We start from the raw sequence: 14168 nt of genomic DNA, 5'->3' as shown, positions 1-14168 counted from the left end.
CCGGTGAGCGACACGACAGACCCCTCCGAGATCATCGTGCATGCCACCTGCGTGGTCCATTCAGGCCGCGCGGTCCTTATCCGGGGGGCGGCGGGACGGGGTAAATCCGGGCTTGCGCTGCAGCTTCTGGCGCTTGGCGCAGATCTTGTCGCGGATGACCAAACCCGCCTTTGGCGCGAGGGCGCGCAGGTTCTGGCCGCCTCACCAGAAACCATAGTCGGCCAGATCGAGGCGCGTGGCATGGGTATCTTGCATCTGCCGTCGGTCACGGCGCAGCCGCTGGCGGTGATCGTTGACATGGACCACGATGAGGCCGAGCGACTGCCGCCCCTGCGGCAGGAGGTGATTTTGGGTCTGGATATTCCCATTGTGCGAAAATCCGCTTTTCCTCACTTTCCCGCAGCACTACTTCTCTATCTGAAACACGGTAACTTGGCCTGAAGGAGACGCGAATGCCCGGCGGCGCAATTGAGCCCGATCTTGCGACTCCCGATATGTCGGCCAACCGGCTTGTGCTGGTCACCGGCCCGTCGGGCGCGGGGCGCACGACGGCGATCCGTGTGCTGGAAGATATGGGATATGAGGCGATTGATAACCTGCCGCTGTCGCTTTTGCCACGCTTGCTTGACGGGCGCGCGCCCGAAAAGCCGATGGCGCTTGGAGTCGATGTGCGCAATCGCGATTTCTCGACGGCGGCCCTGATCGAGGTGATTGACCGAAGCGACTGGCGCGCGGGCGTGCCCTTGCGGGTGCTCTACCTTGATTGCAGCGCGGATGTTCTGTTCCGGAGGTTTTCAGAGACCCGGCGCCGCCATCCGCTTGCGCCAGCCGAGAGCCCCGGAATGGGAATCGCGCGCGAGTTCGACCTGTTGGGGCCGGTGCGGGCGCGGGCGGATATTCTGATCGATACATCCGAGATGTCACCGCATGATCTGCGCGCCGACCTTGAACGCTGGTTTGCCCCGAAGGGCGCGGCGCGGCTTGCGGTTTCGGTGCATTCGTTTTCCTATAAACGCGGCCTGCCGCGCGGTCTTGACATGGTGCTTGACTGCCGGTTTTTGCAAAACCCGTATTGGGAGCCGACCTTGCGCGGGCTTGACGGCCGCTCGAACAAGGTGGCCGAATATGTGCGCAAGGACGAGCGGTTTGAAGCGTTTTGCGCCCGGACAGGGGATCTGGTGCACCTCTTGCTTCCGGCCTATGAGGCCGAGGGCAAGGCCTATCTGTCGATCGGGTTTGGCTGTACCGGCGGACAGCATCGAAGCGTGTGCATGGCAGAAACTTTTGCGCAAAGCCTTGCAGAGGACGGCTGGCAAGTGTCAATAAGGCATCGCGAGCTTGAACGTCGCGGTCTTCCCGGCGAGTCCGGCGGGCAATCGAAGGAGTAGGGCTGTCTTGATCGGCATCGTGATCGTGGCACATGGCGGGCTTGCCCGTGAATATCTCAAGGCGGTCGAACACGTGGTGGGCGCCCAAACCGGTATTGTGGCCATCATGATCGAGGGGGATCATGACCGCGCGCTGAAACAGGATGAAATCTGTGCGGCGGCGGATGCGGTCGATAGCGGTGACGGGGTGGTCATCGTGACCGACATCTTTGGCGGCTCGCCGTCGAATTTGTCGCTTCGGGCGTGCCAGCCGGACAATCGCCGTATTCTTTACGGGGCCAATCTTCCAATGTTGATCAAGCTGGCCAAAAGCCGTCAGATGAGTGTACCCGACGCGGTGCGCGCGGCGCTTGAAGCGGGGCGCAAGTATATAGATAGCCACAATGTGTCGGCTGACTGAGAAAGTAATATTATGACAGACAAGGTAACCCGGCAGCTTAAGATCGTGAACGAGAAGGGGCTTCATGCCCGCGCGGCGGCCAAGCTGGTTGAGGTGGTTGAAGGGTTTGATGCGGTTGCAGAGGTCTCGAACAACGGTCAATCCGCCTCTGGCGATAGCATCATGGGGCTTTTGATGTTGGCAGCAGCCAAAGGAAGCACTATTGACGTCGAAATCGCGGGCCCGGATGCCGAGCCGCTTGCGGATGCGGTGGCGGCACTGGTGGCAGACCGCTTTGGCGAGGATATGTGACGGCGCGGACACCCATGCCGGTGACAGAAGCGAAACAGGGACGGAGCATTTGAGCATCAAGGCGCAGAACGAGCCCGGCGATCAGTCCGGCGAAACGGTCCTATTCACCAAATATGACCGTCGTAGTCTGACCTATGCCAATAGTTTTGACAGCAAGGTGACCTCTGCCATCATCCGCACGATGGAGTGGGTGACGGGCAAGCTGGCGATTGTCGGCATGATCCGCAAATTCGAAAAGCGCGGTGCGCCCACCGGCCAGGCATTCTGGCGCGCGGCGCTGGATACCATGGGCATCCCGCTTTTGACCCCCGATGAAGAGATTGCGCATATCCCGCTTGAGGGGCCGGTCGTGGTGGTGGCAAACCATCCGCATGGTCTTGTCGACGGGATGATCCTGGCCGATCTGATCGGGCGGCGGCGCAGCGATTACAAGATCCTGACGCGCGCGCTCTTGACCGGGATTGACGAGGTTGCGGCCTCTTACATGATCTCGGTGCCCTTCCCGCATGAACCCGACGCACAGCGCAAATCGGTCGAGATGCGTGCCAATTCCATGGCCCACCTGAAAGAGGGCGGGCTGATCAGCGTCTTTCCTTCGGGCGTCGTGGCCTCTAGCGACACGATGTTCGGCCCTGCCGTCGAGCGGGAATGGAACGTTTTCACCGCGCAGATGATCCGCCGGTCGGGGGCGACCGTGGTGCCGATCTTCTTTCCCGGCTCGAACTCGCGCTGGTATCAGATGGCGAACCAGATTTCGTCAACCCTGCGCCAGGGGCTGTTGCTGCATGAGGTGGTGCATAGCTGTAACCGGCCGCAAAAGCCGGTTGTCGGCGCCCCGATCAGCGATGAGCGCATGAAGATGCTTGAAAGCGATCCGCGCGGTTTCATGGAATGGCTGCGCGAGCATACCCTGTCGCTGGGCGACTAAACCCGCGCCCCGTTCGATTTAGGTAAAGCGGTTGTCGCGCGGAAAGCCACGCGGCGCCATGCGGCCAGACCCGGCGCGCTTGCCCATCCATTCGGTCAGATCGGTTTCGGTGCGGGTGCGCCCGGCCGGATCAAGCCAGCTTAGCCCATCGGCCAGCGTAAAGGTGGTGGCATCGCTAAGCCCGCCATCCTTGTATTTCTGCAAGCGCACGCCCTTGCCGCGGCCAAGTTCGGGCAATTCATCAAGCGCAAAGACCAGCACCTTGCGGTTTTCGCCAACACAGGCCACGTGATCACCTGTCACGGGATGACAGACCTGCGCGCGGATATCGCCGCGCACGTTGAGCACCTGTTTGCCGCTGCGGGTCTGGGCCAGGACATCGTCTTCGGGCACGATAAACCCATCGCCGGCGCTTGACGCGACAAGCATCTTGCGCCCCGGTTTATGGATGAACAGATCGACAATCGCCGCCTCGTTGGGCAGGTCGACGATCAGGCGAAGCGGTTCGCCCATGCCGCGCCCGCCGGGCAGGTTAGAGGCGCTCAGCGTGTAAAACCGCCCGTTCGAGCCGAACACCAAAAGCCGGTCGGTGGTTTCGGCGTGGAACATGAAACGCGGCGCGTCGCCATCCTTGAACTTGAGCTCGCGGTTGAGGTCGATATGGCCGGTCAGCGCGCGGATCCAGCCCATTTCGCTACAGACCACGGTGATCGGCTCGCGGTCGATCATCGCCTCAAGCGGCACCTCTTCGACTTCGCCGACCTCGGCAAAGCGGGTGCGGCGCGCGCCCCAGACGTGATCCTTGCCAAAGGTTTTCTTGGCCTCGCGAAGCTGGTCTGAAATCGCCGCCCATTGCAGGGCCGCGTCGTCAAGCAGGTCTTCAAGCCCGGCGCGCTCGGCCATCAGCGCGTCACGCTCGCGCTTGAGTTCCATCTCTTCGAGCCGACGCAGGCTGCGCAGGCGCATGTTGAGGATCGCTTCGGTCTGAATTTCAGTGAGCCCGTCTTCGCCGCCCATGGGAGGCGAGACATAATCGGCCTCGGACGTGGCGCGCACGAACGTCCGGCCCCAATCCTCGCGCTTGAGGGCGGCCTTGGGATCATCGTCATAGCGGATGATGTCGATCACCCGGTCGAGATTGAGAAAGGCGACGATCAGCCCTTCAAGCACCTCAAGCCGGTGGTCGATCTTTTCCATCCGGTGATGCGACCGCCGGATCAGAACCTCTTGGCGGAAATCGAGGAAGGCGCGCAGCACCTCCTTGAGGCTACAGACCTTGGGCGTGACCCCGTCGATCAGCACGTTCATGTTGAGCGAAAACCGCAGCTCTAGATCAGAGTTGCGATACATCATCCCCATCAGAACCTCGGGCTCGACATTCTTGGAGCGCGGTTCAAGCACAAGGCGGATATCATCGGCGCTTTCGTCGCGCACATCGGCGAGGATCGGCACCTTGCGGGTCTGGATCAGCTCGGCGATCTTTTCGATCAGCTTGGATTTCTGGACCTGATAGGGGATCTCGGTAACCACGATCTGCCATTGGCCGCGGCCAAGATCCTCGACCTCGTATTTACAGCGCAGCCGGAACGAGCCGCGCCCGGTGCGATAGGCCTGAGCGATGTTTTCCGGCGGCTCGACAATCACCCCGCCGGTGGGGAAATCGGGGCCGGGGATATAGTTGAGAAGCGTGTCGTCGCGCGCATCCGGCGTCTTGATCAGATGCAGGCAGGCATCGACCAGCTCGGCGATGTTATGGGGCGGGATGTTGGTGGCCATGCCCACCGCGATCCCGCTTGAGCCATTGGCCAGAAGGTTCGGGAAACTCGCCGGAAGCACGACCGGCTCGGCCAGGGTGCCGTCGTAATTGTCGCGAAAATCAACCGCGTTTTCGTTCAGCCCGTCCAGAAGCGCCTCGGCGACGGCGGTCATCCGGGCCTCGGTATAGCGGCTGGCGGCGGGGTTATCGCCGTCGATATTGCCGAAATTGCCCTGACCATCGACCAGCGGATAGCGCACCGCGAAATCCTGGGCGAGGCGGGCCATGGCATCATAGATCGCGGCGTCGCCATGCGGGTGATAGTTGCCCATCACGTCGCCGCTGATCTTGGCGGATTTGCGAAAGCCCCCGGTCGAGCTTAGCCGAAGCTCGCGCATCGCGAAAAGGATGCGCCGGTGCACCGGCTTGAGACCGTCGCGCGCGTCGGGAAGGGCGCGGTGCATGATCGTCGAGAGCGCATAGGTCAGATAGCGCTCGCCAATTGCGCGGCGCAGCGTCTCTGGCACGGCCTCGGGCAGCATCTTGGGGTCATCGACTAAATCACTCATAGATGCGGTGATAACCGCCGTGCAAATCCGCGTAAAGCACATAGAAACCACAGCGCGCGAAAGTTTTCGGATTTCCCCCTGAACGGCAGGCGCGAATCGTATATTATGATCCGTAGCTGCCAAGCATTTAGATAAATTTTGTGGGTTATGTGGGGGATGCGCGATGTGGCGCCTAATTGTTGTGAGTTTTGCTTTTCTCGGCTGGTCTTTTTACGTGCTGAGCGGCGGGAGTGATTACCGCCCGAGCGCCAATTCTATTCAGGCGCGCGCGGTTCTTGACAATCAGCGGCCCAAGCCGCGCCCGTTGCGCGTCAATGTGATCGAGCTGGCGCAAGATGGTGCCGTTGCGCCCGATACATCCGTGACGCGAACCATCACCTCATTGAGTGATCTTGGCCTGACGGTCGGCAAACGCGTCGCCGTCACGCTGGCCTCTGCCGAGGCCATGCCGACGGCGCAGGTCGCCGCCGTGATCAACGTGCCGACGGTCAAGGCCGCGCCTGCCGCAGTGCCGGAAACCCCCGAGCTTGACGCTGCTGCAGAGCAGGTCGAGACCGCGCAGGACAGCCTGGCGCAAAGCCGCGATATCCGCGAAGTGGCCGGAACCAAGGTGAACATGCGCACTGGCCCCGGCACCAATTATGGCCGGGTCGGACAGTTGACACGCGGCACCGAGGTGATCGTGTTGCGCGATTCCGGCGATGGCTGGATCAAGCTCAAGGTGCCGGAGACCGGGCGGATCGGCTGGATGGCGGATCGGCTTTTGACGGCGGCAAACTAGGCTTGCATCGACTGGCGGCGCAGGTCAGAACGGCGCCATGACTGAAAAAACCATTTTGATCACTGGCTGCTCGACGGGCATCGGATATGACGCGGCCCACGCGCTTCGGGCGCTTGGCTGGCGGGTGTTTGCCTCTTGCCGCAAAGAGGCCGATTGCGCACGCCTGCGCGATGAGGGATTCGACAGCCCGAGGATCGACTATGAGGACGAGGCGAGCATCGAGGCGGGCCTTGCAGAGGTGCTTGAGGCGACCGGCGGGCGGCTTGATGCGCTGTTCAACAACGGTGCCTATGCGATTGCCGGACCGGTTGAGGATATCCCGACTGCGGCGATGCGCGCGATCTTTCAGGCCAATTTCATCGGCTGGCATGATCTGACACGTCGGGTGATCCCGGTGATGCGCGCCCAAGGGGCGGGGCGGATTGTGCAATGCTCGTCGGTTCTGGGGCTTGTGGCGATGAAATGGCGCGGGGCCTATGTGGCGACCAAGTTTGCCCTTGAGGGGATGAGCGATGCGATGCGCATGGAGCTTCAGGGGACGGGCATTCATGTCTCGATCATTGATCCCGGCCCGATCGACACGCCGTTTCGCGCCAATGCGATCAAGCAATTCGAGAAATGGGTGGATTGGGAGAATTCCGCGAGGGTCGAGGAATATCGCGCCACCCTTCTGGACCAGCTTTACAAGGGCAGCAGCAAGGGGCCGCAATGGCCCGCCTCGGCGGTGACCAAGGTGCTTGTGCGTGCGCTTGAGGCCCGGCGCCCGAAGCCGCGCTATTATGTGACCACCCCGACGTATTTGATGGGCACGCTGCGTCGCATCCTGTCCGCGCGGACGCTTGATTGGGTCACAAGCAAGGGCTAGGGGCTTGTCCGGCTCTTGCGTGCCGGTCGCGCATTGGGGCTGCGTCATGTTTTCCCTTTCGCTTTTTGCCCCGGCCCGCCTACATGTGGCCCTTAGGGCCGACTCGGAAAGGACGATCTCATGCTGCAAGACCCGCTTTTTATCCTCGTGGCTGTTGCCTGTATTGCCGTCGCGGTGATCCTGATCCGCGGTATAAGCACCTTTGGCAAAGAGGGGGTCGAGAACGCCAAACGGTCGAATAAATTCATGCAATGGCGCCTTATCGCGCAGGCCGTTGCCATCGTACTTATCCTGATTTTCGTCTATTTCCGCAGGCAGGGGGGCTAACCTAATGGTCGTATTGAATAAAATTTACACGCGCACCGGCGATGCCGGGGAAACCGCGCTTGGCAATGGCTCGCGGGTGGCCAAGCATTCGGCGCGCGTCACCGCCTATGGCACTGTGGATGAGGTCAACGCGACCGTGGGCCTTGCCCGGCTTGCCGCCGAGGGCGAGACCGATGAGGCGCTTGCGCGCATTCAGAACGACCTTTTCGATCTCGGCGCCGATCTGTGCCGCCCGGATATGGAAAAGGACGCAGAATCAGAATACCCGCCGCTGCGCATGGCGGCGAGCCAGGTGGACCGGCTTGAGGCCGAAATCGACGCGATGAACAAGCATCTTGAACCGCTGCGCAGCTTCATTCTGCCGGGCGGATCGGCGCTTGCGGCGCATTTGCATCTCTGTCGCACCGTGTCGCGCCGGGCCGAGCGTCTGACGGTGGAATTGGCCACAATCGAACAGGTGAATGAGGCGGCGGTGAAATACCTCAACCGCCTGAGCGACTGGTTCTTTGTCGCCTCGCGCATGGCCAATGACGGCGGCAAAGACGATGTTTTGTGGATTCCGGGCGCGAACCGATAAACACGCCAAGGCAGCGCTCTGAAACACTCTCGCAAGATTCTTGCGCTCAAAACCGGAAACGCGACGTCGCGAGACGCTAACGTGACGATTTTGCCCTGTTTCACCTGCGCCAGACTCGGTATCAACGCGCAAGATAGCTTTACCGAAGAGTCGTCGGCTCTTCATCATTCTGAGGGAGACCATGCCAATGAAGGTGCTCGTACCTGTCAAACGCGTGATCGATTATAACGTTAAGGTCCGCGTCAAGGCGGACGGCAGCGGTGTCGATCTAGCCAATGTCAAAATGTCGATGAACCCGTTTGACGAGATCGCCGTTGAAGAGGCCATCCGCCTGAAAGAGGCCGGCAAGGCCGATGAGGTGATCGCCGTTTCGATCGGTGTCAAGCAGGCCCAGGAAACGCTGCGCACCGCCCTGGCGATGGGCGCGGATCGCGCCATTCTGGTGATTGCGGCGGATGACGTTCACACCGATATCGAGCCTTTGGCCGTGGCCAAGATCCTCAAGGCGGTGATCGACGAGGAACAGCCCGGCGTCGTGCTCTGCGGCAAGCAGGCGATCGATAACGACATGAACGCCACCGGCCAGATGCTCTCGGCGCTTCTGGGCTGGAGCCAGGCAACCTTTGCCTCCAAGCTTGATATCGACGGTGACAGCGCCGTTGTGACCCGCGAAGTTGACGGCGGTCTTCAGACCATCAAGGTCACCATGCCGACCATCGTGTCGGTCGATCTGCGCCTCAACGAGCCGCGCTATGCGAGCCTTCCCAACATCATGAAGGCCAAGAAAAAGCCGCTGGACGAGAAAACCGCCGCCGATTACGGCGTCGATGTCACGCCGCGCCTTGAAATCACCGGCACGTCAGAGCCCGAAAGCCGCGCGGCGGGGATCATCGTCGGCTCGGTGGACGAGCTTGTTGCCAAACTCAAAGAAGCGGGGGCTGTGTAATGTCTGTTCTACTTCTCGCAGAAGTCACCGATGGTGAACTGTCGATCGACGCCACCGCCAAGGCCGTGACGGCGGCCGCGAAATTGGGCGATGTCACCGTGTTGTGCTGCGGTGCATCCGCTGCGGCTGCTGGTGAAGGCGCGGCGAAAATCGCGGGCGTTTCCAAGGTTTTGGTTGCCGAGGATGCCTCGCTTGGGCACCGTTTGGCGGAACCCACCGCGGCGCTTATCGTCAGCCTTGCTGGCGATTACAGCCACATCGTTGCCCCGGCCACGACCGACGCCAAGAACGTGCTGCCGCGCGTGGCGGCGCTTTTGGATGTGATGGTGATTTCGGATGCCTCTGGCGTTGTCGATGCCGACACCTTCGAGCGGCCGATTTACGCCGGTAACGCCATCCAGACCGTGAAGTCGCGCGATGCCAAGAAGGTCATCTCGTTTCGCACATCGACCTTTGACGCCGCCGGCGAACAGGGCGCTGCCCCGATCGAGACCATTTCGGCGGCTGCCAATCCGGGCCTCTCGGAATGGGTCGAGGACAAGGTCGCGGCCTCCGATCGCCCCGAGCTTACCTCGGCGGGTGTCGTGGTTTCGGGCGGTCGTGGTGTCGGCTCCAAGGACGACTTCGCGCTGATCGAAAGCCTCGCGGACAAGCTTGGTGCCGCTGTCGGCGCAAGCCGCGCCGCGGTCGATTCGGGCTATGCGCCGAACGATTGGCAGGTTGGTCAGACCGGCAAGGTCGTCGCGCCGAACCTCTATGTCGCGGTCGGCATCTCCGGCGCGATCCAGCACCTGGCGGGCATGAAAGACAGCAAGATCATCGTTGCGATCAACAAGGACGAAGAGGCGCCGATCTTTCAGGTTGCCGATTTCGGGCTTGTCGCCGATCTCTTCACTGCCGTCCCGGAGCTTGTTGAAAAGCTCTGATCGAGGTCTCGCCGTTTGAATTGGAACGGCCCGCGCAAATGTCGTGCGCGGGCCTTTTTTCTGTCTGCGCCTAGGCGGTCAAAACCTCGGTCAGCACCGGCAAAAGCGCCTTGGAGACCTGGGCATGGGCCAGCAGACCCGGTAGCTCTGCGGCGACGGTTTCTTCCATCGCGGCAAAGCGCATGCCACGCGTGCCCTGTTCGCGGGCGGCGCGACTTATGACCACCTCAACCAGACGCGCGGCGTGCTTGGCAACCTTGTTGAGCATGGCACGGCTGACAAAGGCCGGATCATTGGCGATATCGGCGGGGCCATCGCCACGCCCGGGTTTGTGACCAGAGAACCAGAGCAACACAGCGGGTCGCTCAATGCGTTCCAACAACTGCTCCATGCGCTCGACCCAGGTGTCTTGCAGCGCTTCGCGCAGCACCGCAAAGCGTTCCGGCGCAATCTGGTTCAGCCGCGCCATCATGTGGCGGGTAAAGTGGAATTCGGTAAAATCCACCTCGGGATAAAGCCGCCGCATGCGATCCGTTGCCTGTAAAAACCGGTCATTGCGGCGCGGATGTACCCGGTAAAACGGATTGGTCAGGTTCATTGCGCAGGGGATTTGAAGCACCACGGCCTCTGCATCCCGCGCCAGGTCGATAAGCCCGTCATCCTTTAAAAACGCATCGACCCCGGCATTGGCCCAGCCGAAGTTGACACAGGCCATGCCCAATTGCCGTTCCAGCAGATCGGGATAGGGCCGATCAATGAATTTGCCGTAGGTTTCCGTGCCGCCAAGACAGGCCACGTATTCGGCGCTCAAGACCTGTTGCGGCCCACGAAACAGCAGTTTTGATGTCCCATAGCGCACAGGCATATAGTCAAGGGGCTGCCGCCCCATCCGTTCAAAGGCCATAACGCCCCCCATTTTTAACTCACCCGGGAACAGGATTCGCGCATTTCCGTTGAGAAATCCCTAAAGCTAAAATTAACCCCTGTTTTTAGCGGTTTCCGGCTCTTGCAGCCTGCCCCGGACGGGGCCTATGCTAGGGGCGAACAACGGCAGGGGCAGGCAGATGGATATTGCGAAAATCGGCGTGGTTGGCGCGGGGCAGATGGGCAATGGCATCGCCCATGTGATGGCGCTTGCGGGCTATGATGTGCTGCTCAACGACATCAGCGGCGAGGCTTTGCAAAGCGCCGTCGCACTGGTTCGCAAGAACCTCGAGCGCCAGGTCAGCCGCGAAAAGATCAGCCAGGACGACATGGAAGCGGCCATGGCCCGGATCACCACCACCCAGACGCTGACCGATCTTGGGGCAACCGATCTTGTGATCGAGGCCGCGACCGAACGCGAGCCGGTCAAGCAGGCGATTTTCGATGAGTTGCTGCCCCACCTTCAACCCCATACCATCCTGACCTCGAACACCTCGTCGATCTCGATCACCCGGCTGGCAAGCCGCACCGACCGCCCCGAGAAATTCATGGGCTTCCACTTCATGAACCCGGTCCCGGTGATGCAACTGGTCGAGCTTATTCGCGGCATTGCCACCGATCGCGAAACCTACGATTCCTGCCTTGCGGTGGTTGAAAAGCTTGGCAAAACCGCCGCCTCGGCCGAGGATTTCCCGGCCTTTATCGTCAACCGCATCCTGATGCCGATGATCAACGAGGCGGTCTATACGCTCTATGAAGGCGTCGGAAACGTCAAATCCATCGACGAGTCGCTCAAGCTTGGCGCCAACCATCCGATGGGCCCGCTGGAGCTGGCCGATTTCATCGGTCTGGACACCTGCCTTGCGATCATGAACGTGCTGCACGACGGGCTCGCCGATACCAAATACCGGCCCTGTCCCTTGCTCACCAAATATGTCGAGGCCGGCTGGCTTGGGCGCAAGACCGGGCGCGGCTTTTATGACTATCGCGGCGAAACCCCGGTGCCGACACGCTAGCGCCCCCGCTGGCTTTCATCGTTCCATAAATACTCCCCGCGCGGAGCGCGTCAAACCGGCTCGGCCTCAAGCCAGACACCGCCTTCGGGACGCAGCGTCAGGATCATCACCGGCTCCGGGTCGCGCCCGGCCACCGGCGTGAACCGAAAGCGCGACAACAGCGTCGCCAGAATGATCACCGCCTCCTGCAGGGCAAAACTTGCCCCGATGCAAATCCGTGGCCCGTCGCCGAACGGCAGGTAGGCATAGCGCGGCACCGCCTTGCGATCGGCAAAACGGTCCGGGCGAAAGCTGTCCGGGTCCTCCCAGAGCAGGTGATTGCGGTGCAGCGCATAGATCGGGATGATCACCGTATCACCGGGGCGCACCTCGCGCCCACAAAGGGTATCGGCGACCTGCGCGGTGCGTGAAATCATCCCGGCCGGCGGATAAAGCCGCAGGGCCTCGTCGATGATCTGGCGGATATAAGGCAGCTTGCTCACATCCTCGCCGGTGGCGGCGCGACCCTGCAAAACGCTTTGCGCTTCGGCGCGGGCGCGGTCCTGAACGCCTTGATCATAGGCGCAAAGATAAAGCGACCAGGCCAGCGTCAAAGCGGTGGTTTCATGGCCCGCGACGATAAAGGTCAACAGGTTGTCGCGCAGCTCGGCCGTGTCCATCTTGCGGTTGGTCTCGGGGTCTTCGCCGGCGATCAACAAGTCGAGCAGGTCGGGCACGCCCTCTGGCCCACGGGCGCGGCGCGCCTCGACGGCCTCATCGGCGACACGCTTCATCGCCGACACACTGCCCCCCGACATGATCCGCCCCGGGCGCGGCACCCAATCGGGCAGGCCGAGAATATCGAACAGCGATATTTTGCCGGCATCCGAGATATAGGCGTCGATCCCGCGATGCACGACATCAGCGTCAAAGGTGCCATCGTCGGAAAAGGTGACATCGGCAATGATGTCGAATGTGGTGCGCACCATGTCGGCGGCCATGTCCACCGCGCGCGGCCCGGCCTCGGTGATGCGCGCACAGGATCGCTCGGCGGCCGCCGTCATGGTCGGGGCGAGCGCCATCACGTTGCGATGCGAAAACACCGGCGCCGCCGTGCGCCTCTGCCAGCGCCAATGCGCGCCCTCGGCGATGAAAAGCGATTCGCCGATGGCCGGGCGCAGCAGGTTCTTGGTGACCAGCGACTTTGGGTAATTTTCAAGGTTTTCCAACAGCATGCTGCGGATCGCATCCGGGTCCATCACCATGTGCCAGCGTTTGCCGGTGCGCCCCGATACCATCGGCTGACGGGTGGCGATGGCGGGAATGATCGACAAGACATTAGCGCGCGCCGCCTTGAGGCTGGCGAAAATGTTCATCGGTTCGGTCACCAGCGGCACCTTAACAGGCGGTGCGTGAGCGTGGCCGTTGGTCGCGGGCGAGGGGGCTGCGGGTTGCATCGGGCACCTTTCTGCTTGTCCCCATGATATAGGGGCAGGGGGGCGTTGGGGCAAATGATTGCGAAGGGCGGGCGGCTGCTGTATCCACCGGCAACACCATTTTCAGGGGATTGCCCGATGACTCGTCTTTTTGCCCTTCTGGGGCTTGTTCTGATCACCGCCTGCACCAATGCCAATGACCTGGATGAGGCGCCGGCCTATCTGGGGAATTTCCATCTTGGCCATAACGTGGTGGTCGCGCCGAACCTGACCAAGGGGCCCGCGTCGCGTGAGGCCAGCAAAGAGGAATGGATCGAGGCAATGACCACCGCGATGTCGGATCGCTTCGGGCGCTATGACGGCGGCAAGCTTTACCATATCGGGGTCAGTGTCGAGGGCTATGTCCTGGCGATTCCGGGGGTGCCGATCGTGGCCTCGCCGAAATCCGCGCTGATCCTGAATGTCACGGCCTGGGATGACGCGGCGGGCAAAAAGCTCAACACCAAGCCCCATACGGTGACCGTTGTCGAAAGCATTTCCGGCAATACCTTTCTTGGCTCGGGCCTGACCCAGAGCAAGGAAAGGCAGATGCTCAACCTGAGCCGGAATGCCGCCAAGCAGATTCAGAACTGGCTTCAGAATCAGAACAACGACAAAGGCTGGTTTGAGGATGACGGCAAGCCGGCCAAGGGCAAGAGCCGCCCCGCGCCGGTTGCCCCTGCCGAGGCCGACGCGGCCGCGGCGCAAGAGGTGCCTGGAGCCGAGACAAGTGACGGCAAATCACTGGCTGCCGCCGAGTAGCATTCAGGCGATGACCGGCCGGGCCTTCGGTGGCGAAGTCGGGCTTGATTTTCCCCGCGCAACCCAATAAACGGCGCGCGGAGTAGATAACCGGGCCGATGGGCCCCCCAACTGACAAGGCGCCCTGAAATATGGCTAAGGCAAAGTTTGACCGCTCAAAACCGCACGTAAACATCGGCACCATTGGTCACGTTGACCACGGCAAGACGACGTTGACGGCTGCGATCACGAAATACTTCGGCGATTTCAAAGCCTATG

At 61.5% G+C, this 14168-nt stretch carries 17 protein-coding genes; 14 read left to right on the top strand and 3 right to left on the bottom strand.

The genetic code is table 11. The annotated features are described in order from the left end of the window. Nucleotides 1-3 precede the first annotated feature (3 nt). The 5 genes from ROG8370_RS05770 to ROG8370_RS05750 are packed head-to-tail and all read left to right on the top strand — an operon-like array spanning nt 4 to nt 3007. On the top strand, nt 4-441 hold the full coding sequence (locus tag ROG8370_RS05770) for an HPr kinase/phosphorylase (protein WP_085826133.1): 438 nt from the start codon (nt 4-6) through the stop codon (nt 439-441). A gap of 53 nt (nt 442-494) precedes the next feature. Beyond that, nucleotides 495-1388: an RNase adapter RapZ gene (gene rapZ, locus ROG8370_RS05765; RefSeq protein ID WP_085826234.1), complete on the top strand. Its 894-nt coding sequence runs from the start codon at nt 495-497 to the stop codon at nt 1386-1388. Between the two features lie 7 nt (nt 1389-1395). Beyond that, on the top strand, nt 1396-1788 hold the full coding sequence (locus ROG8370_RS05760; RefSeq protein WP_085826132.1) for a PTS sugar transporter subunit IIA: 393 nt from the start codon (nt 1396-1398) through the stop codon (nt 1786-1788). A 12-nt stretch (nt 1789-1800) separates the two neighbouring features. After that, entirely contained in the window at nt 1801-2079 is a 279-nt protein-coding gene (locus tag ROG8370_RS05755) for an HPr family phosphocarrier protein (protein ID WP_085826131.1), read from the top strand. A 49-nt stretch (nt 2080-2128) separates the two neighbouring features. After that, on the top strand, nt 2129-3007 hold the full coding sequence (locus ROG8370_RS05750; protein ID WP_370738326.1) for a lysophospholipid acyltransferase family protein: 879 nt from the start codon (nt 2129-2131) through the stop codon (nt 3005-3007). 18 nt (nt 3008-3025) lie between these two features. Here ROG8370_RS05750 and parC read toward each other — a convergent pair whose 3' ends face one another. After that, nucleotides 3026-5332, bottom strand: coding sequence for a DNA topoisomerase IV subunit A (gene parC, locus ROG8370_RS05745; protein ID WP_085826129.1), 2307 nt, complete (start codon nt 5330-5332; stop codon nt 3026-3028). Nucleotides 5333-5495: 163 nt separating this feature from the next. Here parC and ROG8370_RS05740 point away from each other — a divergent pair, with 163 nt between their 5' ends. The 6 genes from ROG8370_RS05740 (at nt 5496) to ROG8370_RS05715 (ending at nt 9754) form a co-directional block, all read left to right on the top strand. Next, on the top strand, nt 5496-6113 hold the full coding sequence (locus ROG8370_RS05740) for an SH3 domain-containing protein (protein ID WP_085826128.1): 618 nt from the start codon (nt 5496-5498) through the stop codon (nt 6111-6113). 37 nt (nt 6114-6150) lie between these two features. Continuing rightward, nucleotides 6151-6978 (top strand): SDR family NAD(P)-dependent oxidoreductase, encoded by an 828-nt coding sequence (locus ROG8370_RS05735; RefSeq protein WP_085826127.1) that lies wholly within the window; start codon nt 6151-6153, stop codon nt 6976-6978. 120 nt (nt 6979-7098) lie between these two features. After that, nucleotides 7099-7305 (top strand): twin transmembrane helix small protein, encoded by a 207-nt coding sequence (locus tag ROG8370_RS05730; RefSeq protein ID WP_085826126.1) that lies wholly within the window; start codon nt 7099-7101, stop codon nt 7303-7305. Between the two features lie 4 nt (nt 7306-7309). Beyond that, nucleotides 7310-7882, top strand: coding sequence for a cob(I)yrinic acid a,c-diamide adenosyltransferase (locus ROG8370_RS05725; RefSeq protein WP_085826125.1), 573 nt, complete (start codon nt 7310-7312; stop codon nt 7880-7882). Nucleotides 7883-8069: 187 nt separating this feature from the next. Then, nucleotides 8070-8828 carry an electron transfer flavoprotein subunit beta/FixA family protein gene (locus tag ROG8370_RS05720; RefSeq protein WP_085826124.1) on the top strand — a complete coding sequence of 253 codons (759 nt, stop codon included), beginning with the start codon at nt 8070-8072 and terminating at the stop codon, nt 8826-8828. After that, nucleotides 8828-9754, top strand: a complete 927-nt coding sequence (locus ROG8370_RS05715) for an electron transfer flavoprotein subunit alpha/FixB family protein (protein WP_085826123.1) — start codon at nt 8828-8830, stop codon at nt 9752-9754. Before ROG8370_RS05720 ends, ROG8370_RS05715 begins: the two co-directional genes overlap by 1 nt. 70 nt (nt 9755-9824) lie before the next feature. On the opposite strand, the gene ROG8370_RS05710 is transcribed toward ROG8370_RS05715, so the two are convergent. Then, on the bottom strand, nt 9825-10658 hold the full coding sequence (locus ROG8370_RS05710; RefSeq protein ID WP_085826233.1) for a DUF6473 family protein: 834 nt from the start codon (nt 10656-10658) through the stop codon (nt 9825-9827). A gap of 160 nt (nt 10659-10818) precedes the next feature. On the opposite strand from ROG8370_RS05710, the gene ROG8370_RS05705 reads away from it, so the two are divergent. After that, on the top strand, nt 10819-11694 hold the full coding sequence (locus ROG8370_RS05705) for a 3-hydroxybutyryl-CoA dehydrogenase (protein WP_085826122.1): 876 nt from the start codon (nt 10819-10821) through the stop codon (nt 11692-11694). 50 nt (nt 11695-11744) lie between these two features. Here ROG8370_RS05705 and ROG8370_RS05700 read toward each other — a convergent pair whose 3' ends face one another. Beyond that, nucleotides 11745-13130, bottom strand: coding sequence for a cytochrome P450 (locus tag ROG8370_RS05700; RefSeq protein ID WP_085826121.1), 1386 nt, complete (start codon nt 13128-13130; stop codon nt 11745-11747). Nucleotides 13131-13247: 117 nt separating this feature from the next. On the opposite strand from ROG8370_RS05700, the gene ROG8370_RS05695 reads away from it, so the two are divergent. Continuing rightward, complete coding sequence (locus ROG8370_RS05695; RefSeq protein WP_085826120.1) at nt 13248-13910, top strand: hypothetical protein; 663 nt, start codon at nt 13248-13250, stop codon at nt 13908-13910. A 131-nt stretch (nt 13911-14041) separates the two neighbouring features. Next, the coding region (locus tag ROG8370_RS05690; RefSeq protein WP_245827227.1) for a GTP-binding protein at nt 14042-14168 on the top strand (127 nt) is incomplete at its 3' end.

It is taken from the genome of Roseovarius gaetbuli (assembly GCF_900172365.1).
Classification (GTDB): Bacteria; Pseudomonadota; Alphaproteobacteria; order Rhodobacterales; family Rhodobacteraceae; genus Roseovarius; species Roseovarius gaetbuli.
This window is presented reverse-complemented; position numbering and strand designations above follow the sequence as displayed.